25 protein-coding genes are annotated in these 20,535 nt (G+C 55.3%); 2 read left to right on the top strand and 23 right to left on the bottom strand.

What is annotated here, in order from left to right:
* From NSQ46_RS04960 to NSQ46_RS04895, 14 genes are all read right to left on the bottom strand, one after another.
* A complete protein-coding gene (locus tag NSQ46_RS04960; RefSeq protein WP_342576390.1) occupies positions 1–567 on the bottom strand; it encodes a YmfQ family protein in 567 nt (188 codons plus the stop codon).
* The gene (locus NSQ46_RS04955) at positions 560–1,714 is read right to left on the bottom strand and encodes a baseplate J/gp47 family protein (RefSeq protein WP_342576389.1); all 1,155 of its coding nucleotides are present in this window, start codon (positions 1,712–1,714) and stop codon (positions 560–562) included. The genes NSQ46_RS04960 and NSQ46_RS04955 overlap by 8 nt, the downstream gene beginning before the upstream one ends.
* A complete protein-coding gene (locus NSQ46_RS04950) occupies positions 1,714–2,175 on the bottom strand; it encodes a DUF2634 domain-containing protein (protein ID WP_007132051.1) in 462 nt (153 codons plus the stop codon). Before NSQ46_RS04950 ends, NSQ46_RS04955 begins: the two co-directional genes overlap by 1 nt.
* Complete coding sequence (locus tag NSQ46_RS04945) at positions 2,168–2,557, bottom strand: hypothetical protein (protein ID WP_007132050.1); 390 nt, start codon at positions 2,555–2,557, stop codon at positions 2,168–2,170. The genes NSQ46_RS04950 and NSQ46_RS04945 overlap by 8 nt, the downstream gene beginning before the upstream one ends.
* The gene (locus tag NSQ46_RS04940; protein ID WP_144878215.1) at positions 2,550–3,527 is read right to left on the bottom strand and encodes a phage portal protein; all 978 of its coding nucleotides are present in this window, start codon (positions 3,525–3,527) and stop codon (positions 2,550–2,552) included. Before NSQ46_RS04940 ends, NSQ46_RS04945 begins: the two co-directional genes overlap by 8 nt.
* Positions 3,524–4,159, bottom strand: a complete 636-nt coding sequence (locus tag NSQ46_RS04935; RefSeq protein ID WP_342576388.1) for a LysM peptidoglycan-binding domain-containing protein — start codon at positions 4,157–4,159, stop codon at positions 3,524–3,526. Before NSQ46_RS04935 ends, NSQ46_RS04940 begins: the two co-directional genes overlap by 4 nt.
* Before the next feature lie 64 nt (positions 4,160–4,223).
* The gene (locus NSQ46_RS04930; protein ID WP_342576387.1) at positions 4,224–6,005 is read right to left on the bottom strand and encodes a hypothetical protein; all 1,782 of its coding nucleotides are present in this window, start codon (positions 6,003–6,005) and stop codon (positions 4,224–4,226) included.
* Between the two features lie 14 nt (positions 6,006–6,019).
* A complete protein-coding gene (locus NSQ46_RS04925; protein WP_260842859.1) occupies positions 6,020–6,154 on the bottom strand; it encodes a hypothetical protein in 135 nt (44 codons plus the stop codon).
* 23 nt (positions 6,155–6,177) lie between these two features.
* The gene (locus tag NSQ46_RS04920; protein ID WP_007132046.1) at positions 6,178–6,612 is read right to left on the bottom strand and encodes a hypothetical protein; all 435 of its coding nucleotides are present in this window, start codon (positions 6,610–6,612) and stop codon (positions 6,178–6,180) included.
* Positions 6,613–6,785: 173 nt separating this feature from the next.
* Positions 6,786–7,193 (bottom strand): phage tail tube protein, encoded by a 408-nt coding sequence (locus NSQ46_RS04915; RefSeq protein WP_007132045.1) that lies wholly within the window; start codon positions 7,191–7,193, stop codon positions 6,786–6,788.
* Between the two features lie 154 nt (positions 7,194–7,347).
* Complete coding sequence (locus NSQ46_RS04910; protein WP_342576386.1) at positions 7,348–8,817, bottom strand: phage tail sheath family protein; 1,470 nt, start codon at positions 8,815–8,817, stop codon at positions 7,348–7,350.
* 2 nt (positions 8,818–8,819) lie between these two features.
* Positions 8,820–9,029, bottom strand: coding sequence for a hypothetical protein (locus NSQ46_RS04905; protein ID WP_007132043.1), 210 nt, complete (start codon positions 9,027–9,029; stop codon positions 8,820–8,822).
* Positions 9,030–9,041: 12 nt separating this feature from the next.
* Positions 9,042–9,869, bottom strand: coding sequence for a hypothetical protein (locus NSQ46_RS04900; RefSeq protein ID WP_342576385.1), 828 nt, complete (start codon positions 9,867–9,869; stop codon positions 9,042–9,044).
* Positions 9,870–10,696: 827 nt separating this feature from the next.
* Positions 10,697–11,206: an ArpU family phage packaging/lysis transcriptional regulator gene (locus tag NSQ46_RS04895; protein WP_342576384.1), complete on the bottom strand. Its 510-nt coding sequence runs from the start codon at positions 11,204–11,206 to the stop codon at positions 10,697–10,699.
* Positions 11,207–11,504: 298 nt separating this feature from the next.
* Between NSQ46_RS04895 and NSQ46_RS04890 the strand changes: the two genes are divergently transcribed.
* Positions 11,505–11,924, top strand: coding sequence for a helix-turn-helix domain-containing protein (locus NSQ46_RS04890; RefSeq protein ID WP_342576383.1), 420 nt, complete (start codon positions 11,505–11,507; stop codon positions 11,922–11,924).
* A 76-nt stretch (positions 11,925–12,000) separates the two neighbouring features.
* On the top strand, positions 12,001–12,426 hold the full coding sequence (locus NSQ46_RS04885; protein WP_007132039.1) for an ImmA/IrrE family metallo-endopeptidase: 426 nt from the start codon (positions 12,001–12,003) through the stop codon (positions 12,424–12,426).
* Between the two features lie 180 nt (positions 12,427–12,606).
* On the opposite strand, the gene NSQ46_RS04880 is transcribed toward NSQ46_RS04885, so the two are convergent.
* The 9 genes from NSQ46_RS04880 to NSQ46_RS04840 form a co-directional block, all read right to left on the bottom strand.
* Positions 12,607–13,167: a TetR/AcrR family transcriptional regulator gene (locus NSQ46_RS04880; protein WP_342576382.1), complete on the bottom strand. Its 561-nt coding sequence runs from the start codon at positions 13,165–13,167 to the stop codon at positions 12,607–12,609.
* The gene (locus NSQ46_RS04875; protein ID WP_342576381.1) at positions 13,164–13,583 is read right to left on the bottom strand and encodes a YvaD family protein; all 420 of its coding nucleotides are present in this window, start codon (positions 13,581–13,583) and stop codon (positions 13,164–13,166) included. Before NSQ46_RS04875 ends, NSQ46_RS04880 begins: the two co-directional genes overlap by 4 nt.
* A 413-nt stretch (positions 13,584–13,996) precedes the next feature.
* Entirely contained in the window at positions 13,997–14,734 is a 738-nt protein-coding gene (locus NSQ46_RS04870) for a hypothetical protein (RefSeq protein WP_028404828.1), read from the bottom strand.
* A gap of 330 nt (positions 14,735–15,064) precedes the next feature.
* Positions 15,065–15,844 carry a helix-turn-helix domain-containing protein gene (locus NSQ46_RS04865; RefSeq protein ID WP_007132035.1) on the bottom strand — a complete coding sequence of 260 codons (780 nt, stop codon included), beginning with the start codon at positions 15,842–15,844 and terminating at the stop codon, positions 15,065–15,067.
* Positions 15,845–15,850: 6 nt separating this feature from the next.
* Positions 15,851–16,447 carry a LysE family transporter gene (locus NSQ46_RS04860; protein WP_007132034.1) on the bottom strand — a complete coding sequence of 199 codons (597 nt, stop codon included), beginning with the start codon at positions 16,445–16,447 and terminating at the stop codon, positions 15,851–15,853.
* Positions 16,448–16,573: 126 nt separating this feature from the next.
* Positions 16,574–16,942: a multidrug efflux SMR transporter gene (locus NSQ46_RS04855; RefSeq protein ID WP_007132033.1), complete on the bottom strand. Its 369-nt coding sequence runs from the start codon at positions 16,940–16,942 to the stop codon at positions 16,574–16,576.
* Positions 16,943–16,946: 4 nt separating this feature from the next.
* Entirely contained in the window at positions 16,947–17,516 is a 570-nt protein-coding gene (locus NSQ46_RS04850; RefSeq protein ID WP_007132032.1) for a TetR/AcrR family transcriptional regulator, read from the bottom strand.
* A gap of 437 nt (positions 17,517–17,953) precedes the next feature.
* Positions 17,954–18,760, bottom strand: a complete 807-nt coding sequence (locus NSQ46_RS04845) for an energy-coupling factor transporter transmembrane component T (RefSeq protein ID WP_028404826.1) — start codon at positions 18,758–18,760, stop codon at positions 17,954–17,956.
* Positions 18,757–20,514 (bottom strand): ABC transporter ATP-binding protein, encoded by a 1,758-nt coding sequence (locus NSQ46_RS04840; RefSeq protein WP_342576973.1) that lies wholly within the window; start codon positions 20,512–20,514, stop codon positions 18,757–18,759. The genes NSQ46_RS04845 and NSQ46_RS04840 overlap by 4 nt, the downstream gene beginning before the upstream one ends.
* Positions 20,515–20,535: the final 21 nt, after the last annotated feature.

Raw genomic sequence — 20,535 nt, 5'->3', positions numbered from 1 at the left:
TCAGGCACCTCCTGCAAATTTGTTTAAAGGCATCTGTCCCAGCTCGTCCAAGGTCATAATTTCATGGATATCGCGGATGAGCAGGTAATTGAACGCATAATCCACCGCCAAATGCGCCGGCTTGATCTCCTCGATCGCCGCCTTCAGATCCTCCAGGTTCGGCGGAATGCCGAGCGTGTCGACGAACTGGACGGTAAATCGCCATTCCCCCGGTTGAAACGTAACCTCGACCGCGCCGCCGTCATAAGCTTCGGCGACGTTCTTGACGAGCCGGCCCGAGAAAGTTCCGGCTCCGCGCAGCTTCGACTCCAGCACAGCCCGCCGCTGCTCCATCGGCTTCGCCCGGTCCGTCGGGATGCCGAGTTCCTCCTCCCAGCGGTCGAGCCCCCAGGTCGCGGTACGGACGAAGAACTGGTCCGCGGCTTCGTTGAGCGCTTGATACAGCGCATCCAGCTCGCTCCCCTTGGCCTCCATGTCCGACTGCATGACGCGGGACGTCTCGTAATAGGCCGGAAGATAAGAAAACAGCTCGCGTCCTCGCAAGCTGCCGATCGCCGTCTTATTCATGCACGCTCACCGTCCCCAACACCGCCACCTGACCGGAGCCGATTTCGATGTTTTGCTGCTCGGCATGGCCGTTAATCGTCAGCTCCGAATAGTCGACGATGATCGGGATATCCAGCAGCACGGCGGCAATACGTGTATACCGGACAAGCGGATCCTTCCGGTTAAAAGCGATTTGCTGCAGGTAAGCTTGGACCCCTTCCTCGATCAGCGCCCGGATTTCCTCAATCGTGGACGGCTGTTCCTGGGTGCGCTGCACCTTGACCGAGATATGAATCTCGACTTCCTCGGCCGGCATGACGGTGACGATAGGGCCTGCCGGGGCCGTCCCCTCCCCTTGTCCATCCTGCGTCGGGTCGATATGCTGCTGGACGGCATCCACGATCTCCTGGCTAGCCGCCCGCTTGTCCGTGTCGAGCAAATAGAGGCCGACCGTCCCCGGTCCGGCCCACAGCGGGGCGACCTCCACGCCGCCGACGCCGGGGATTTCGCTGGCCCACTGCATATACTGCGCTTTGTTGCCGCTGGTCCCCTGGCTTCTGACCTTTGCGTAAAAACGTTCCAATAGCGACTGATCCGTCTCAATATCAGTGCCGCTTCGCGTCGGCTCGGGATTCGTCACGGACGTGACGCCGCTGACGGAGGTCATCATCAGCTGGATGACCCCTGCCGGCACATTGCCGCTCTTCCCTGGAGTTACGGCACGGATCGGAGCCGTTCCGGTACCGTCCGGTCCCAATGTAACACTCGCAGTCGTGACATACTCTACCGAGGATTCGCCGGTCGTTTCGTCTGCCGGCGTTGCCACATACGTTCCCTTCGGGACGTTCGTGCCCGGTTTCCCCGTAAACACGACACTTCCCGATGAAGCTACCGCGTCGCGTCTTGTGACGCCATGCTCGGCCGTCCGAAGATCCAGCTCGGCTGAGCGGATATCCGGGGAGTCGCTGGCCGCCGTGCTGGCAAACCCTCGGCGAAGCAGCTCCTGCGCCCACAGGGCCGCTTCGGACAGCATGAACGCCACCGGCGCCTGCGCATCCCAAATAAAAGAGCCCTCGGATTTATCGATATCCGAAGGCACTTTTGCCAACATGCGGTTCAAAATGTTCTCTTCCGTCTGTTCCTGCAAATACATCGGCACATCGGCCATCAGGTCATCACCACGCTTTCTATCATTTCCGTCTCATCCCGTACGCTCGTGATGCGGCAGCTGAAACGGCAGGCTTCCCCTTCCCATTCAAACTGGAATTGATCCACGCTCTCCGTGCGGGCATCCGCCAGCAGCGCTTCAGATACCATCCGCCGGATTTCGCTCTCCAATAGCGGACGGCCATGCCCCTTGCCGATCAGCTCCTCCAATTCACTGCCATAGCCGCGTGAATAGATCAAATGCCGGTAGCGCGGGGTTCGAATCGTTTTTTCACACCAGATAACCCATGCATCCTTCTCATCCGCGGCAACCAATTTGCGGGTTGGGGTCATGACAAATTCTCCTGCTTCAAAATCAAACCGCCAGCTCCGCCCGAACACGGCCCCGTGATCTTCGGACGTTTCAGGCCCAACTGAATCGGTCCAGATCATGTCCTCCGTTTCGGGAAACAAATTAGCCATGGCCGCTCACCACCTTGCACACCACGACGACGTCATGGCCGCCGTTGACGCGAACCGCCAGCACTCGATCGCCGGGGCGTAATCCTTGGTTCAGCTTCCACTGTGCCTCCTCCACTTCCGTTTCCTCCAATTCCAAAGAGACTGCCGTCTTGCCGCCATCCCCGCTGATCGTTCCTTCTACGGTTCGGCGAGGCAGCGACAATTGGCCCGGAAGCTCGGCAACCATATACTCTTGCAGCTCATGCTTGAAATCATCCAGCTTGAGTCCGGTCGAGGTTATCGTGCCGAGTACGGCTCCCACTCCGCCGATCGCTTGGCGGGTCTGCTTATGGAAGGAAGACAGCAAGGAGGATGCCAATTGTCCATAAGGGTCTTTACTCAAGATAAAACCTCCTTTTTACATCATCATAGCTCCCAAGCTCCAGCATCATGCTTCCCGGATTGCCGAGCTCCCGGCTGACCGAAATCACAAGCAGCTTCGACGAGCCGAGCATGACGGCATCTCCCGCGCGAATCGTGTTGATGTCCGGAGCGTTTACCGTAATCGTCTCCCGGATCCCCCGGAGCCTGCTTCGGGCCAGCTGACGAGCGGCCGCGGCGGATTTCACCTCATCGTCCTGGATGATCGCCTGCAGCTGCCCGTATTTGGCGATATCCTTCTCTTCGATGGCCATTACCTTCGAAGGGACCTCCTTCCCGGTCTCGCTGGCCGATGTTGCCAGCACCTTGACTTTGGTCGCCGCCCCTTCGAGCGTCCGCTGCTGAATCGTATCGGTTAACGTCTCTAAGACGTATACCTCGCGGTTTGACCCCAGCTCATACAGCTCAAGTCCCGAAGGGATCATGCGCGGATGGTACAGCTTGCCGCCGGCCTTGGCCGTTTCCCGCAAATCCGCGAACATGCTGGCATAGATCGACTGCGTCCGGTAAACGGAGCGTCCGAGCTGTTTTTCGGTATCGGGCAGATGGGCGAGCTTGATGTTCCAGTCGGCCGCGTACTTTTTGAAGCGCTGCGTTGCCGTCTGTTTTGCCGGGAACAAATATTCATCCTCGGATTTATCCAGATAGACCGTCCGGTCATAGAGCGTCAGCGTCATCCGCTTCACGCCGTTGTTCGTAGTCTCCGCTTCCCAAACAACAGCTGGATGGAGTAAGGGAACATAATCCTTCTTCCCATAGGGAATACCGCTGATCCGAATCGCCATCCCGGGCGAAATCGGCGGCAAGTCCGGCGTCACCACCAGGTTCACCGTGCCTTGATAGGCGACCTGCTCCAGTGAATCCCTTAAATTGATAGCTTCCACCAGAGGCGACAAATCGTATTTGTCCTGCAAAATCACTTTATAGCTCATGGCAGCACCAGCTTTTGACCGGGTTTAATGGCGTTTGGATTGTTGCCGATTGCTTGCCGGTTCAGTGTATAGATCTGGTTCCATTTCGAGCTGTCCCCGAGCTCCAGCTTGGCGATTTTGGAGAGGGAATCCCCCGGCTTGACCGTGTAAGTCTTGCTCTTCTCCTTCATGTCGGCCCGCGGCTTTTTGTTGATGCCCGATGCGCCGGCGGTTTTCGCTACTTTCATCTCACTCCACGTCCGGAGGGTCAGGTCGAAATACACATCCCCCTGCTCCCCGCCGCGAAACGTCGTTTGATAGGAAGCCACGAACACCGGTACATTGACCGCGGTTTCGGTAATGATAAACTGAAGCGGCGTTTTGGACACCAGGAACTCATTGAGCGTATTCATGGCCGTTTGCGGTTTCGGGTGCGAATCCCGGCTTCCTTTGCAGTATGATTCGTCGAACTCTTTTGGAAAAAAAGAAGAGAAGGATATTTCCTTGATTTTGTTTCCCTGCGGAAAATCAAACTCGCCAAAGGTTAGAATCGTTGCCGTTTCAAAGCCCTTTTGCCGTGAAATGGTCACTTCCTCGGGATTAACCGGAAATATAAATTCCTTCCCCTTGCCGTTCTTCAAAATAAACTCCATCGCCGGCCCCTCCTTTCCGTTAAAATGCTGCTAAAGTTTCTTGCCTGCCTAGTGCCTCCAACCGTTAATATGGCATAGGCGCAGCCGGCTTCCGGTTCTGGGATGCTTTCATCAACTCCGCTCTCAGGCGCTGCCCGACCTGCAGAATCAATCCCTCCACATCCACCGGATGCTCCTCACGCACCGTAACCTGCACCGCTCCAGGCGGAAGATTATAGTTGGTTGTCGCCTCCGTTTTGGAATCCCGCAAATATCCCGTCAGCGCGCTCATTTGCTCCGGACTGATCTGAACCATCTGCGGCGACATCTGCTTGCCGGCGGCATACGCCTGGCTCCGGGCGGGATCAATGGCCGGTGGGCCGAACGATGATCCGGAGTATGGAAGGACTGGGGCGGATGGCGGGCGTGGGGTTGCCGGACCTGCAGGTATTGCTGGTGCCGGATTGGCAATCATGGTGCTTGGGGCAGAAACGGCTGGTGCTGCCGGCTTCGGAGCCGGCTTGGCCTCGGCAACAACGTCCTTTTTCTTTTTTCCGAACGAGAACGTGTTGGAGAACCATTTCGATACCTTATCCCCGCCCGATTTGAACGTTTTCGTGATCCCGTTAATTGCACCGCCGATTTTTTCGCCCACGAAGCTTCCGACAGCGCCGCCGACGGTCGAACCGACCAAGGTGCCGGCCACCGGGATAACGGACCCGATCGCGCCGCCGATCGTTGCGCCTATACCACCGCCAACGGCAGAGCCGATCGCTTGATTACGCTCTTTTCCGGGCTTGGCCGCCGCAATATCGTTAACGTCAGCTAAGAAGCCTAAAGGTCCCAAAATTCGCTTGCCTGCTCCCTTTAAAAAGCCGGAAGCAAGCTTGCTTGGAGCTGCTCCCGCTGACACCTTGGAAGCAGCAACCTTTGGATCTGCTGCTTTCGCCGCTTGCGAAGCTGCCCCGTTGTCCGTGCCTTTAGCCGCTCCAGATCCCGTACTGCCAGTGTCCGCTATTTTATCGGCCGGTGTCGCGGCAGCCCTGCTGCCAGGATTCGCCACTGCTTGTGCAGCCGCACTGCTTCCTGCGCTTATCCCGCTGGTCGCAGGGGCGCTGCTGCCACCACCGCCGCTGCCACCGCCAAAAAGCGCACTTCCGCTTTTCCAGAAGTCTCTGGCTCCTCCGAGAATCCCCGTACCTGCATTACCTACGGTTTCAATCAAATCCCCCGCGGCAGCGATCGTTCTAAATCCCCTTCCCTTTCGCTGCCTTCTCCCTCGCTCCACTCTGGATTCTTTGGGGTAGGAGCTCTCCGAATTGGAGGAGTCTTTGTTCGCTTTAGTATCATTTCCAAGCCAGGCATCGCCTACCTTTTTCGTCTTATCGCGCAGCTCGCCTACGCTTTTAGCACCGCCGCCGAATGTTTTCATTGCGCCAAACATATCGATGGCATGATCAAGCTTGGATTTCGGCTTCTGAGCTCCGCCTCCGCCGCCAAGCTGCAGTTTCGCAAGCGCGTCGGCAAGGCCCTTCAAGGCAACTGTATTTTCTTTAAGTGCCTTTACTAAGGGATCAAAGTTAAGCGGCTTGGCGGAATGCTTGACATTCACGTTCATATTCACGTTCCCCGAAGCATTGATCACCTGCGATTTCACGCGGTTGATCTTGGCCAGCAGGTTGTCCAGGCCTTTGGAGGCGCGGTCTTTCAGCACGATTTCCGGTGCCATGCGGGTTCTGCCGATTCGCAGCACCCGGCCCTGGATGCGTTCGAAGTAGCGCTCCATGGCGCGCAGCTCGCGGTTCGCCTTGATGACGTTTTTCGGATCAATGACTAGATTCATCCGGTAGTTCATGGCTTCAGCCATATCGATTCACCTCCTCACATTTCGCTCTGATCAGCGAGCCGGTCCATTTCCTCCTGGGAAAAAGCGAGCAGCAATAAGCGCTCGCCTCGCGGCAGCCGCCAAAACTCTCCGGGGCGAAGGTGATGCCGGGCCCATAAGTGGTACAGCATCGTAGTCATTCCCCCGGAGCCGATCAGTTTTTTAGGTCGGCGATCTCGACTCCGAAGCCGGACAGCTCAAGCACCTTATCGCCGACGGCATCCAGCTCCCCGGCCAGCAGCATCCGGCGGACCGCCTGCTCTCCGCCCGACAGCTTCAAGCGGCTGGTGATGCGCGGATCGCCCCAGCCGTTCAGCGTCAGCCCTTTGACGGACAAGCTGCCGGTCGCTTCCGAAATCAGGAGCGCGTTGAACGTCTCCGTATCCACCTTCTCATCCACCGCGCCTTTCACGTTCCGGCGGACCGTACAGCGTTCGCGGATGCTGTCCACCTTGCTCGAAGTCAAACCGTGCAGCACGATCTGCATATCGAGCCGCTTGATGCGCACCGTTTCCTCCGGCAGCTTCTCCGCCGCCTCGAACAGGCTGTCCAAAATTTGCTCTTCGCTCAAATGCTCGTTCAAGCTCATATCGTCTTCCCCTTTCGCGATTCTTTAGCCTTTCAATCGTTCACTCCATCGATTATTCAAGGTGTGAACCATTCATCTCTTTTCCCATAAAAAGAGCAGCATCTCCCAACATTCAAGGCATGAATCATCGATCGATGCTGCATGTATCTTTTTTCACTTATACGATAAAATCATTAATCCGCCGAAATCGGGTCGAGCAGCTCGTACCCCTCAAAGGTGAACGATGTCTCCTCCTGCACTTCTTCACCCGCAGTCCAGTTCGCGAGCTGGATCTTGTCCGGCATGCAGCGGATCAGGCGCACGCGCTCGTGACCGTACGATTCGGGATCGTCCAGCTTGGAAATAATATCGAATTTCGTAAAGCCGCGGGCGATCATGTCCGATGTAACCTTATAGCCGCTCATCGTGCCGGTGCCTTTTTTGCTCCCGCTCTTATGCACCGTCCAGTCGTTGCCGACCAGCTTCAGCTCGCGCTTCTCAAGCTCCACGCTCGCTTCCAGCTTGTTAATATGCGTCTGCCATACCCCGTCGATATAGGCCTGTCCATACGTTCCCATAATGACTCTTGAAGCATCCAACATAGATATTCCTCCTCAGCATTTTTGAATGATTGGATATTGATTGGACCTCACGGCACAGTAAGCCGAACCGTCCGGACTGATCCCATCCGTTTCGTCCTGAATCGTCCTAAGCTCGTGCGACGCGGCTCTTTAGGTTACCGGAGGCCATCTTCCTTTACTGCACGTAAAACGTGCCGAACAGCTGCTCCATCACATCGGTCAGCTTCACGTTCCATTGCAGGAACACTTGATCCGGCTCCGGCTGCTTCACGGCGGAATCGCCGTAATAGGCAGGATCCAGAATGACGTCATAGCCGTCCGGCTCGATGACGTTGCTCAGCGACAGCTGGCCCAAATATTCTTTCACGGCGCCGATCAGGGCAAGCCTTCCTTCCTCGGTGTTATTCACCTTGCCGATGTACGTGCCTTCGGCGGCCGCCTGCAGATCAGCATGAATGGCGTCCATGACGCGGATCGAACGGATTTTCTTCCACGCATTGTTCTGGCCCTCCGCCGGATTCACGAGCGTATTGATGCCGCGCAGGGCCTTCACCTGACGTCCGTCAAAAATCAGCAGGAAAACGCCGTTTTGAACCGCAAGCTCCTGCTCCGAGCGGCTCCAGCGGCGGGTGACATCCTCAAACGGCGTCACCGCGTATGTAGCGGACTGGTTCAGCCGCTGACCTGCAATCAAACCGGCCACATAGGCGGCCGTCTGCGCGGAGCTGTAATCGACGCCGGACAAGCGTACGCCGGTGCCGACGTTCACAACGCCTTCGTGGTTTAGCGCAAGCGAACGGGCAGCAGCAGTCTTCGGCGCATCCTGGGACACATCATCCGCCGCGCTTCCACCGAATACGGCCATAACCCCGCGGCCTTCTTGGCGGAGACGCTTCACCCAAGCGGCAAAGCTCTGAAGCAAGGACATGTCGGCCGCATAGTCCAGCGCCACGACATCGAACTGCTGGCCTTGGGCGGCTTCTTGAAACTCAAGATAATCCGCATTGGTAATTCCGCTGCTGCCGCTGGTTCCGCCGGTGAATGCCGCGCCGTTGACGTCGGCCGGCACTGCGCTGCCGTCGCCGAGCACGGTTGCGCTTACCCAGACGTTCTCCTCATCCTCATTCACCTTCGCAGCGATCGATGCGGCCGTACCGTCCGCGCCAACATAGGTGCCAAGCAGCTTGGCCCCTTCATACAGCCGAAGCTCCCGAGCGGCCGGATCCATCAGCGACGGCTGAATCGTTACCGAGAAGCCGTTTCCGCGGCTGCCCGGGTATTTAGCCTGAAGCTGCAGCACATCGGACGGCGTCGCTTCGCCATTTTGCAGCGTAACGGATGCAGCCGAAGCCGTACTGTCTGCAAGACGGTACGCGAGCAGCTTTTTCGGACCGCCCAGCATCGCCAGATACAGCGTCCGATAAGCGGTTGCTCCATTATCTTGATCTGCGGAGAACGACTCGCCGATCGCATGCTCGCTTCCGATCTCGACAAACTCGCGTACCGGCCCCCAGTTCGCTTTAACGGGAACGATGACCGTTCCGCGTGCGCCGCCCTGAATCGCTGAGGCTGCCGCCGCTTTAAAATTCATATACAAACCCGGCAATACCGGTTTATTCGTGCTCTCCCATGTTCCTCCCGCCATGATTAATCCACCTTCGCTTTCATAAAATGTTTGATTTGTTCCTGCACTTCGGCCACAGTAAACAGCTCGCCCGCTGCTCCGTACATCGCGCCGGCAATAACTTCCGGCCGGACGCCGAACCGCTCCTTGGCATGAGCCGTCAACTCAGCCAATGAGTAACGCGGTTCGCTGCCGCTATTCACTTCCATCTTGGTTGATTTCTTACCCGCCATTTCGAGCCCCCCTTAATTTAGAATCGGTTGAACATGAACGCGGCGAATCCTTGCGGCTTCCTGCGCCGAACGCATCTGCCGCTGGATGAGCGTCAGCTTGAGCTGACCGTTCAAAATCGGATCGGCCTCCAAATCGCCGGAAATGCCGGCGACGGACAAATACCGGCCAGCATCGGGATCAAGCGGCAGCTGGGCCTGGGAGCCAAGCGACTCCACCAGCGAAAATGCCGTTAACTGTTCATGCTCTGAAGAAGTAGACGCCACATGACCCGTGAAGCTCTTGCTGATTTCGTAGACGGAGGCTCCCGCCATCTTCGTCTCGCACCCCGACAATCGCCACAGCACGGCATGATCTTCCCGGTCCGCCGGCCAAGCCGTGCGGTACACGCTCCATCTGCTTCCGAGCTTCTTCGAAGTCCACGCGATCAGCGCGGAGAGCCACTCATCCGGTTCGACGATGCTGCCGGGGTCTCCGCCGCCGGCTGACGCCTCCGGAACATAAACGCCGAAACGGATAACCCGGACCGTGCGGCCCGGACCGGAATCCCATTGATCCGCCTCCGGAACGCCGAGATAATGAAGCTTGAAGGCGCGGTTCTCCGGACCTGTTACGCGTTTGCGATGCAGTCCCTGTATGAGCCGCTCCGCCTGCGAATCCAGCTGCCGGGAGACGATAGCCTCGCCCGCGTACAGCTTCAGCCTAATCACCTGCCGATAACCGGCCCAGGGTGATTTCCATACATCCTCGCCAAGCTGCAGAACCGCAAAAAAATCATCTACAGCGCTCTCGGGCGGGTGCACGTCATAAATCCGTCCCGCAAGCTCCGGCAACAATTCCATAACGGCCTGTTTGATTGCTTCCCTCATCGAAAGCACAGCCGAAGCGCATCCGGTACCCGCTGAAAAAACGGCTTGCCGATCAAGTCGTTTGTTTGCCCATTCATACGGCCCCCTCCTTCCTGTGTTGTAATGAACCGGGAATGAGGCTAGGGAGGCTGTCCGCATAAAAAAACCGGCTCCATGGCCGGTTCACATTTCCTGTGTGAGATTAACGGTGCTGCCCTTTCCTTCATTCCCGATGCTATAATCTTACACCGGTTCGAACCAAGCGAAGACGGGGAATCGGCGAACATTCGGCGAAGTTTGGGAGGACTTGCGGCGGTAAAAAGACGATACCTTCGATAATGCTGTCACCGCCTTATTTAAACGACGGCTATAACCATCACCAATCACTGTAGCAAACTTTTTCACTGCCTAATTTAATATCGTTTCTTTGCACCAGCGACCCGTTAGCAGCATCGTCTAAACACTCTATATGCAGTTTACGGTTTACTGAAATGCTAGGAGCTCTCATCCTATGTATGGGCCCTGGCTTTGAAGAGCCGTCAGCCTGTGAGCGTGTTTAGTCAATCTCCCCGTTCTATTCAGCGCTCGGGAGCGGGACATGGGTCTATTCCGTTCATATTCTCAACAAACTCCTTGTCAATGCCCAGGACGAATCGAAAAAAACCGACCCTCAGCAGAGTCGGTTTAGTCCCGCAGCCATCCATCTATTGTATAAGAGTCATCCATCCGTTGTCCAAAAAGTCATCCTGGGAATCGCCCAGCCAATCAACCTTGCATGATCCGCATTCCCGCGTCGGAACTCCCCCGATCATGGGCGGCGTTTATCGCACGGCGCCTACCGCCTGCGCCCCTTCATTCTTTTTCAGCCGGGTTAGGGGCTTTACGAGGGTATCCAGCGATAACAGGCCCAGATCGGCAAGAACCAGCGCCATTTTATAAAAAGCTCGGGTGCGGATTTTTACATACGTGTCTTTGCTGACCGGCGGATCGAAAATATGGTTGTACACCTTGTAGTCGTACACATCGTCCTGCTTCATGTACCGTTCCCTTATCAGCAGCTGCTCGCGCTCTCCCAGCCGCTCCACGATCGATTCGATCGTTTCGCAGTAGTGCTTCCTTGCCGCAGGCATGTCTACATTATATATCGCTACCTTTGCCGTCTGATCCGAGGTCACATTCGTCGGTCCGTGGAACCGCTCGGTGTAAGAGGCCGTCACGCTCGCTTCCCTCATTTCAAACGTTATCGTTTTATAAACTCGATACTTCTCGAATACCGCCTCAATCGCGTATTGGGTTTTTCTGCGATCCAATTCAGGTAACATATGATTCATACCGTTTCACTCCCCATTGATGGTTTATCCTGGCTTTCCTTTGCCATTTGGCAGAAAATCAAGGCCATGCCGACTGTTCGTATATTTGTTCGCATTTTTCGTTATAATACCACTATCTGGAGATCTTCGTAAACGTTCAATTGGGCGGCAAAATTCCAGAAATGGGCCTTCTCGCTCTCTAATTCTTGCCTTTTGGCAATATTCCTTTGTTTTTATTTTACCTGTTGGCAAAGGTCGCGAATGGGTTTATACTATAAACAGAGGTTACAGATGGATTATGGTGAGGAGTGGCCGGAGCGTGGATCACAGATTTGGAGCATACTTGAAGCAGATCAGGGAAGACAAAGGCTTAAGCATCAATCAACTCGCACAAGCCGCTGAAATCAGCGGATCGCAAATCTCGAGAATCGAGAACGGGCTGCGCGGCATTCCAAAGCCGCAGACGCTTCGCAAAATCGCCGACGCGCTTGAGGTTCCCTATGAAGAACTGATGAGCAAAGCCGGCTATTTGGACTCGGAGCTTTCCCTGCATGAGGACCTGACCGTTCCCGACTGGGCCACGGCCAAAGATAAACGGGATTTCAAAAAAATGCTGGAGGACGACGGAGAGCTGATGTTCGACGGAATCCCGTTAAACCAGGAGGACAAGCAGCGCATCAAGGATGTGCTGACCGGCTTATTCTGGGAAGCCAAGCAGATGAACAAACGGAAAAAATAGCATGTCATGAAGGAGTACATAGCGATTACAACCCTACGACAACCCATAACAATCTCGATATTGCAGGTGAACCGGCATGGATGATCTTTTACAACCGTTAATCCGTCAGCTTGTCAGAAAACATCATACCAATTGCCCCTTTGAAATTGCGGCTTCGCTCGGCATTCATATCCGGTACGCGGACCTCGGCAAGACAACGAAGGGGCTGTATTTCCGCAAATTAAGACGCAGGTTTATCGTCATTCATAGTCAACTGCCGCCGCAGTGGCAGCGCTTCGTCTGCGCCCATGAGCTCGGTCACGATCGGCTCCATAAGGGAATCAGCCGATTTTTCCTTGAGGAGCATTCCTACTTCAGCCCGGGCAAGCTGGAACGTCAGGCGAATCGGTTTGCGGTTGCGTTGTTGACGGCGGATTTGACCATTGGCCCGGGAGAGTCGCTGCATGAGTTCTACCTTCGGGCAGGCATTCCACAGGAAATGCTTTTATTTTTTAGACTTTAATCGAACATACGTTCCGATTCAGTGCAACCTTTAACCTATCATGATCCAATCATGTACGGGAGGCAGACACGCGAATCTGTGGGTGGCGCATTCGTAGGAAAGCCAAAAGCGGCTGCACAGCAGCCGCAATTCTCCACATCTGCGTGGCGTTTGTATGCTTGGCGGAATAGAGGAGGGGACTTACCGGTAAGCGGGCGAACGGATGCCTTCCATCAAGAAGCCGACCATCTGCTCCAGTGCTTGCTGCAGCGTCAGCCGGCCACCGGAAGCATACTGGTCGATCAGCTGATATAATGCCCCTACATATACCTGAATGAACAGCTCGACATCAAAAGGACGAAAGATGCCTGCAGCAGCCCCCTCGTGAATAATCAGCCGGATATTCTCCCAGCCTGTATTCATGTAGGCATCGATTTGCCTCCACTGCTCCGGGTACCGGAGCTCCAATTCCTTCATCACGCGAATATCGTGGAAGGCGACGCCTTGCGGAAGGAGCGTTAATGCCAGGAATAGCTTATCCGTTAAAGGAATCGAATCGTCCTTCATCAGCTTCTCCTCCGCCGTCATCATATTCCCGATGGACTGGACCACGATATGGTCGACCAATTCCTCCTTGGATTCAAAATGCTGATACAGGGTCTTCGTGCTGATCCCGAGACGGCCTGCAACATCCCGAATGGAGAACTTCAGGCCCCGCTGGGCAATCTCCTGAACGGCGGCCTGGGCGATTTTGTCCTTCATAGCGCCACCGACTCCTTCTCGTTCACAGAATGTCCGCTTCCGATCAGCCTCGGCAGGAAGAAGAGCGGATACAGCATCAGGAACAGATTCGGCAGCCACCAGAAGAGATCGAAATCAAGCCGGATGCTCCAAAATGCAATGGCCTGCAGCCCTGAGCAAAACGTTAGCACGAGTGAAATCAGACACCACGGCCGCCATTTAAAATGGCCTTTCCTGTAGAGATACATGCTCCATAAGCCGCTTCCGGAGATCAGCAGATCCAGCGGAAGGAACGATAAGTTCCACGCCACCAGCAGCGGATTGTCATAATCCTGATACAGATACTCCTTCGGAATCAGGCTCAAGCCGATGAGCAGCCAGTATATAATAAATCCGATATCGGTAGCGAGCATCAGTGATTTTAAGGTTCGGTTCATCCCCATTCTCCTTTGTCCATGATCTATTATCCATTCTCAGTCCTCACGCAGAAATCACGGAAAACAATTTGGTTTATTTGTTTTCCATCTTACCTTACCTTCTCCACGCAATCAAGAGGAGCTTTTTATGCATGCCTTTTTAGTAACACGGACTACATACAAGAACAGCCTCCATTCTGCCGGTATGATAACCGACAAACGGAAGCCGTCTTTTTAGTTGTTTAGAGTTTTTGGCCGGGCTTGGCCCTCTCTAACTGGCCCTATTTTGCCTGTATTAAAACCGGCAAACGGGAGCCGTCTCTTAGCGGATTATGGTTCCGCTGACAAGCTGTTGCCTTCCCTCTTAGCCGTTTATGCTTTCGCCGGGACCTGATGCCCCTATGTATAGCCATCGATCCGACTGGCTCAGCGCGTCAATTCCCTAGCGGTTCAAAGATCGCGGCCTGCCGCTTCCCAATCTTCATATGCTGGAGCCTTCTGAAACGGTCATGCTTTAATTTCTGGCCTTTGTCGGAAATGACTGCGACCACCGAGCAGGCGGGATCGAGAATCGGGTGAAGCTGATCGAAAAAGCGCTGAACCGGCTCTCCGCTTCCGCCGCTCCAGCTGACCAAGTCCCCGTAAGGGAGATCCGTCATAACGATGTGAGTTCCTCTGGCTCGGTCCAGCCCCCCCTTCGGATCCGTAATATCGCTCTGGAAGCATGCCGCTTCTTCGATCGCGGATTCGGCGATCAGCTCCTTCAGGCGAGTTGCGCTTTGCAGCGCATCCCGATGGGACGGCTTTCCGTATTGTTCATACAGCGACTTGATCTGTTCGGCTCGCTGCTCGAGCCCCTCCTTGCGCAGCAGGGACAGGTTCTTTCCCGCGATGGGGAGCACATCGGGCTGAATGTCCGAGCCGATGATCCGGCCCAGCCGCCGTCCATGAAGCAGCCCGACCACAGTCAGCAAATACGCGCCTCCGCAGCAGGGATCATATAACGTGTAGGGGCCCTCAGCCCCCTTTTGTTCCAGAAGGTGAAAGCATCGCTGAGCCAGCTCGCTTGCCAGTCTTACGGGAAACGAGGTTGTGCCTCGAGCGTTGTAAAGCACCCGGCCGCTGGCAAAATCCTCGAAACTGCGCGGTGCTGATTCATATAGGTATTCCATGGCCATAATTCCTTCCATCTCTGTTCATGCAGCTGCATGCTTATCCTGATTAGATTCAACTACAGATTAACATCGATTCGCCGGATCTCCAAACCCTTTGAAGCAAGCAAGGCAGCGATGCGGCCGTTACCTCCCCGCAGCCCAAAGAAGCAACCCTAGGGCGAACCGACACGCGGGTCTCCTGAGGGTTGCTCCCATTAACTTGATCATTAGGTCGGACGAGCAAAGGGCTAAAGCCCCGACCGGTCCCTCATCCGCTCATTCGCTCATCTGCCGCCGATGCTAACCGCCTCTTTCCCCTGCATATTGTCCATGCGGACAAGAAACAGATTATCGCTCCAAATGGGACATGTAATCATAGGCCGTCGTGCCGTACACATTTTTGAAATGCCGGTTCAAATGCGCAAGATCCGTAAATCCGCATTGGGAAACGGCGAGATATACGTCGCGGCTGTCCTCGATGAGATGCTTGGCCCGCTCCACCTTGCAGTTTAAGTAATATTGGTAAGGCGACATGCCGGTGTTCGCTTTAAAGGAACGGATGAACTGATATTTGGACATGCCGAAAGCATGACTGATTTCATCCAATCGCAGCACATGATCCAGATGCTCCTGCATCAGCGCCTTCGCCTTCTTGGCAAATCCGCTGTCCCGCTTACCTTCAAACCTCAGTATATCTTCATTAAAATGCCCCGCCAGCCCCAGCAGCAGCTCGCTGCACAGCGCCTCCGGCTTGCCGGTGAATATCGCCCTCGTTACATTCAGAATGCTCTGCCTTAGGCCGGCATGATACACGATCGGCGTATGGAAGCGGATGATGTCCCTCTTCTGGATCAGCTCATGAAACAGCTGCGGATGAATGTAGATCATCACATAATCAATGCCCGTGCGCTCCTGCGACCAGCCGTCATGGCTCTGCTCCGGATGAAACAGCATCACGCCGCTCTGATAGGAAGCTTGCTGGCTTCCGTCGAGGGAATACTTCTGAATTCCGCGCAGGGTGACGCCGAGAGCGTACTCCTCGTGGTAATGCTTCTTATATTTGAAATCGGTAAAGCTCGCGGACAGGGCCGTGATGCCGCACGCTTTTTTATAGATAAACCGCTCCATCTTCCATCACCCCCTCAGAAGATTCGGTAGGTCCGACACGACGATGGCTGAATACAGCAGGAACAAAGCCAAGACCGTGTTGGTCGTTCTCCGGTATTTTTGCAAAACGCCCTGAAACAGATTGCCGCACACCGCCCAGGTCATATACGCAGCCAGCCCGATCAGCGAGACAGCGACAACGAAGACGGAAATGACCGGCCCCTCGGTATAATAGGGCATGACATAGCTTGGAATGACCGTAAGGGTAAACAACACGACCTTCGGATTCAGAAACTGCATCAAAAACCCCGATGTGAAGGAAGCCGTCTGGTTTGTCGACGCGTTGGAAACGTCCATATGATATACCTGATACGCCAGATACAGCATGAAGAGACAGCCTACTACCCGCAGCACCGGCAGAATGAACGGCATTCCGGAGGACAGCGTCTCGCCGAGGACGACAGATAGGGCAATCAACAGGAAAAGAGCGATCGATGCCCCGGCGATATAGCGGAGCGTTCGTTTGATCCCCGACTGCTGGACCGATGCCAGAATGACGATATTCGACGGCCCCGGAGAGAACGCAACGATAAAGCAATAAATAAAGAACGAAGAAAAATTCATGACCTGCAGCTCCTTACAAGGAATTCCCTTGCATTATAGAGCGGCCGGTCGAAAAGGGTATAGTACATTATTGCGCATTCAAAAGAGCTGCCCGAGTATTCCACTGGCCGGATCCAAGGCCTTTTTTCAACCTGCCTGAACGTCCGTTTGCTCCGCCTTCGGCTGTTCCTGCGCATGGGCGCCGCCCGACAGGTTCAGCAGCACAACCCCTGCGATGATCAGCAGAATCGAGAATATCTTCAAACCGTTAATTTGTTCCGAAAAGAACGAATATCCGATCAGCGTGATGATCATAATGCCGAGGCCGGACCAGATCGCGTACGCCACCGAAATTTCGATCTGCTTCAGGCTCAGCGTCAGAAAGCTCAGGCTGCATACATAAAAAACGACCAGCAGCACGCTCGGCAGCAGCTTCGTAAATCCCTCCGACATTTTCATATTAATGGTGCCGGCTACTTCAAACAAGATCGCCAGAGCTAAATAGAACCAGTGCATCGTTTCATTTCTCCTTTCCCTGCCCCGCGGCGATGCCGAACAGCAGGATATCCATGATCGACTTCAGCAGCTCCCCAAGCGGCATCTGATGCTTCACCGTTGCCCGGGAGTCGTACATTTGCTGGATTGCGCCCAGATACAGATCGATAAACAACGGAAGCGAGATCGGCTTGATGACGCCCTCAGCCATCCCCTGCTCCATCAGCTTGCTGACGATGCCCCACTCTTCTCTGAAAAAGGTATCGAGCTTCTCCCATTGGTTATAATGAAACTTTTTGAGATCCGTCAAAAGGCGCATATCCATCTTCTCAAGCTCTTGCGGCAAACAGATCAGGATTTGATGGATTTTCTCCAGAACGCCCAGCTGTCCATCTTCCGCAATTTCCCGCTCCCGCTGCTGGATATGCTGAATTAAGCTATCAACGATCGACTCGACGATCTCTTCCTTGGAGGAAAAATGCTCATAAATGGTCCGCTTGCTGATCGCAAGCCCCTGCGCCAGATCACTGACGGTAAAGGCAAATCCCTTCTGCTGGATCAAACGCATCGTTTCTTTCAAAATACGCTCCCGCATATTCGAGCCTCCTTGTTCTTCTTACGTTGAGCCACTTGGATACGGCGCTTCACTCCCGCTTTGCCTCTGACCGGGTTGTCGTCCGCTCAAGGCGTGCTTTGTCTTTCCTGTTCTTATCCCTCAACGTGTGCTTGGTCTCTTCTGTTCTTGTCACCTCAATGCCGTAACTTGTCGTTTTTGTTCTTGTCACCTCAAAAGAGTGTTATGTGCTGTTCTGTGTTGTTGGCACCTCTAATGGGTGCAGCCTCCAAGTGGAACGCATACCGATCCAGGTATGCAAGGTTGGTACCAACAATAACATATTGGTACCAACCGTATTATATACCATTCGAACGAAAAATCCATCTCTTTTTTCACTGGTCCCATGCAGCGCCAGCCAAACGCAAAAAGGGCATCTTACGTGAAATTACGAACTTTCACGCAAAATGCCCTCGAATTTAATCAAAGCGCACATCCCCGATGCCGAACCATGGAAAATGCCCCGCAGCCGCATAAGCGCCATATGCCGCCGCCGCTAAAAGTGCGATGGTGAGCAGATCATAGCGGGAGTAGCGCGAAGGGTAAAAATAAGTTCTGCGCCGTCCCCGGTCACCGTCAAACCGCTTGGCTTCCATCGCCGCCGCAACCCGGTGCGCCCGGCGGATGCTCTGTGCCAAAAGCGGCACCACATACATCCCTGCCCGGTTCACCGCCCCGCGGACACCGCGGATCGGGACCACTCCCCGCACCTTCAGCGCTTGCCGGCGGATCACATATTCCTCCCACACCATCGGCAAAAGCCGGATGGAAGCCATAAAGCTGTAGGCGTACTTGGGAGCAAGCTTCAGCTTTTGCATCAGGCTGTAGAACAAATCGACCGACGACGTCGTCGTCACGAGCAGAAGCCCTTCGCAGGCGAAGGCGATTCCTTTAAACCCGAGGTGCAATCCACGATAGAAGCTTTCCTCCGATACCTTGAACAGACCCCATTCCCACCAAACCGTGTCTCCCTTCCCGAACAGCATCATGGAGGATGAGGAAGAGATGAACGCGAGCAGAAACGGAATGAAGAACAGCAGCATCTTCCATGTGCGGACACCGGACAGCGCCAGGAGACATAGCATAAAGATCAGCGCCTGATACGCCACAAAGTCAATGTCATGCGTCAGCACCGTCATCAGGAACAGGGAGCAGACGAGAAGCAGCTTCACCACCGGATTTGCCCGGTGCAGCCACGTGATGCGGACCGGATTCCATATATTCATGACCTCACCTCCGCGTACGGTCTGCCGGAAGATTCCTTGTTGTCCTCACGGGCGCCAAATTCCTTGGCTTCGTCCTCCGCCCTCATTGGCGGATAACCGTTCTCCTGGAAGCCGGGAGCTCTCCTTGCCGCCAGCCTGGGCGATGCCATCCTGGAGACCAGCTGCCCTTGACGGATCTCCCAAATATGGGTGGCCGCCTGCTCGGCGATTCGCATCTCGTGGGTAACCATCACGATCGCCGTCCCGGCCTGGCGCAGCCGTTCGCACATCTCCAGAATCGCAAAGGTATTCCGTGCATCCTGGCCAAACGTAGGCTCATCCAGCAGCAGCACCGCCGGCTGTCTGGCCATGGCTGTGGCCACGCTGAGGCGGCGTTTCTGGCCCGTGGATAGCTGGTATGGATGCCGGCTCTCCTTTTCGTCTAGTCCGAATCGCTCTAGCGTCCGGCGGGCCTGCTCAGCCGCCTCATCCGCGGACATGCCGTCCACCAGCAAGGAGTACGCCACCTCATCCGTAACGCGCTCCGTCACGAATTGCAGCTCGGGATTCTGAAATACGAATCCGATTCGGCGGAGCATCCGTTCCCTTTGTTTGCGGTTTCGTCTTCCTTTCCCTAACGGAACCTCCCCCCCGCCGAGGAGGTACATGCCTTCCGCATTCAGCAGCCCCATCAGGCTCAGAAGCAGCGAGCTCTTCCCCGCTCCGTTCGGCCCGACAATCGCAATAAAATCGCCCGGATACACCTCCGCCCCTTGGACGGTAATAACGGCTTTGTCCCACCGCTTGCCTGAGAACTGGGCCAGCTGAACGGCAGGCTTGCTCTGTTCTGCCGACGTAAAGTCGGCTCCGGTAAGCCGTCCGGACTCCTCAACGGAATGGAGTCGTTCCCGGTTCTGTAGCCGAGCGGCTTTTCCCAAATCCCTGGCGAAGGAGTCATCCTGGCGGGATCCGCCGGAGGAGGTTCCAAGCGGTGCAAACACCTCCATGCCGGATGGGGACACTGCATAATCGTCCCATACGCCGGGATACCAGATGCCGAATTCCTTCAGCTCCCGCGAATAGCGGGCGAATACGTCGGCCGGCGTGCCTTCGCCCAGAATCGTCCCATCCGGGCCAAAAAGCACGACCCGGTCTGCATATTCAGCCATCTCTTCAATCCGGTGCTCCACGATGATCAAGGTTCGCCCCGCGGATACGGCCTTCACCGCCGTCCAGATTTGCTCGCGGCCCTCGGGATCGAGCAAGGCTGACGGCTCATCCAGAAACAGCACCTCCGGCTCCAGCAGCAGGGCAGAAGCCAGTGCAAGACGCTGCTTCATCCCTTGCGATAAATGCGCGATTTTGACATGCAGCGACTCCAGCTCCAATCCGACGGCATGCAGCGCTGCCTGCATCCGCTCTTCCATCTGCTCCCGTGGAACGCATTGGTTTTCCAGAACGAATGCCAGCTCCTCGTCCACGAATGGCATGCAGAACTGGGTGTCGGGATCCTGGAGCACATATCCCCAGGAAACGGGAAGCTTCTGCGCCTCGCATTTCATCGGCACCTCCGTCGCCCGGGGAATCATCCCGCTCAGCACCTGAAGAAGCGTCGATTTGCCGCAGCCGCTTGGACCCAGCAGCAGCACCTTTTCTCCGCGGGCGGCGGAGAACGAAAGATCTTTAAACATCAGCCGCTCCTCGCCCGGGTATTTAAGGCGCAGCCCTTTTACATAAAGCGCCGGTTCCCCCTGCGGATCATTAGGCGCATCCATCGTGTTTACGAAGTGTACGCC

The organism is Paenibacillus sp. FSL M8-0142 (genome assembly GCF_038597315.1).
Taxonomy (GTDB): Bacteria; Bacillota; Bacilli; order Paenibacillales; family Paenibacillaceae; genus Paenibacillus_AQ; species Paenibacillus_AQ lactis.
The sequence above is the reverse complement of the archived record's forward strand: the minus strand, read 5'-3'. Positions and strand labels throughout refer to the sequence as shown.

Bases quoted from the DNA above. Each gene is read 5' to 3' on its own strand.
- NSQ46_RS04950 (WP_007132051.1), bottom strand. From the start codon at position 2,175: ATGGCTAATTTGTTTCCCGAAACGGAGGACATGATCTGGACCGATTCA.
- NSQ46_RS04920 (WP_007132046.1), bottom strand. From the start codon at position 6,612: ATGAGCTTGAACGAGCATTTGAGCGAAGAGCAAATTTTGGACAGCCTG.
- NSQ46_RS04885 (WP_007132039.1), top strand. From the start codon at position 12,001: ATGGATGATCTTTTACAACCGTTAATCCGTCAGCTTGTCAGAAAACAT.
- NSQ46_RS04875 (WP_342576381.1), bottom strand. From the start codon at position 13,583: ATGAACCGAACCTTAAAATCACTGATGCTCGCTACCGATATCGGATTT.
- NSQ46_RS04930 (WP_342576387.1), bottom strand. From the start codon at position 6,005: ATGGCTGAAGCCATGAACTACCGGATGAATCTAGTCATTGATCCGAAA.
- NSQ46_RS04940 (WP_144878215.1), bottom strand. From the start codon at position 3,527: ATGAGCTATAAAGTGATTTTGCAGGACAAATACGATTTGTCGCCTCTG.
- NSQ46_RS04955 (WP_342576389.1), bottom strand. From the start codon at position 1,714: ATGGCCGATGTGCCGATGTATTTGCAGGAACAGACGGAAGAGAACATT.
- NSQ46_RS04860 (WP_007132034.1), bottom strand. From the start codon at position 16,447: ATGAATTTTTCTTCGTTCTTTATTTATTGCTTTATCGTTGCGTTCTCT.
- NSQ46_RS04865 (WP_007132035.1), bottom strand. From the start codon at position 15,844: ATGGAGCGGTTTATCTATAAAAAAGCGTGCGGCATCACGGCCCTGTCC.
- NSQ46_RS04935 (WP_342576388.1), bottom strand. From the start codon at position 4,159: ATGGAGTTTATTTTGAAGAACGGCAAGGGGAAGGAATTTATATTTCCG.
- NSQ46_RS04895 (WP_342576384.1), bottom strand. From the start codon at position 11,206: ATGAATCATATGTTACCTGAATTGGATCGCAGAAAAACCCAATACGCG.
- NSQ46_RS04845 (WP_028404826.1), bottom strand. From the start codon at position 18,760: ATGAATATATGGAATCCGGTCCGCATCACGTGGCTGCACCGGGCAAAT.
- NSQ46_RS04855 (WP_007132033.1), bottom strand. From the start codon at position 16,942: ATGCACTGGTTCTATTTAGCTCTGGCGATCTTGTTTGAAGTAGCCGGC.
- NSQ46_RS04880 (WP_342576382.1), bottom strand. From the start codon at position 13,167: ATGAAGGACAAAATCGCCCAGGCCGCCGTTCAGGAGATTGCCCAGCGG.
- NSQ46_RS04840 (WP_342576973.1), bottom strand. From the start codon at position 20,514: ATGGATGCGCCTAATGATCCGCAGGGGGAACCGGCGCTTTATGTAAAA.
- NSQ46_RS04910 (WP_342576386.1), bottom strand. From the start codon at position 8,817: ATGGCGGGAGGAACATGGGAGAGCACGAATAAACCGGTATTGCCGGGT.
- NSQ46_RS04870 (WP_028404828.1), bottom strand. From the start codon at position 14,734: ATGGAATACCTATATGAATCAGCACCGCGCAGTTTCGAGGATTTTGCC.
- NSQ46_RS04850 (WP_007132032.1), bottom strand. From the start codon at position 17,516: ATGCGGGAGCGTATTTTGAAAGAAACGATGCGTTTGATCCAGCAGAAG.
- NSQ46_RS04905 (WP_007132043.1), bottom strand. From the start codon at position 9,029: ATGGCGGGTAAGAAATCAACCAAGATGGAAGTGAATAGCGGCAGCGAA.
- NSQ46_RS04900 (WP_342576385.1), bottom strand. From the start codon at position 9,869: ATGGAATTGTTGCCGGAGCTTGCGGGACGGATTTATGACGTGCACCCG.
- NSQ46_RS04960 (WP_342576390.1), bottom strand. From the start codon at position 567: ATGAATAAGACGGCGATCGGCAGCTTGCGAGGACGCGAGCTGTTTTCT.
- NSQ46_RS04915 (WP_007132045.1), bottom strand. From the start codon at position 7,193: ATGTTGGATGCTTCAAGAGTCATTATGGGAACGTATGGACAGGCCTAT.
- NSQ46_RS04925 (WP_260842859.1), bottom strand. From the start codon at position 6,154: ATGCTGTACCACTTATGGGCCCGGCATCACCTTCGCCCCGGAGAGTTT.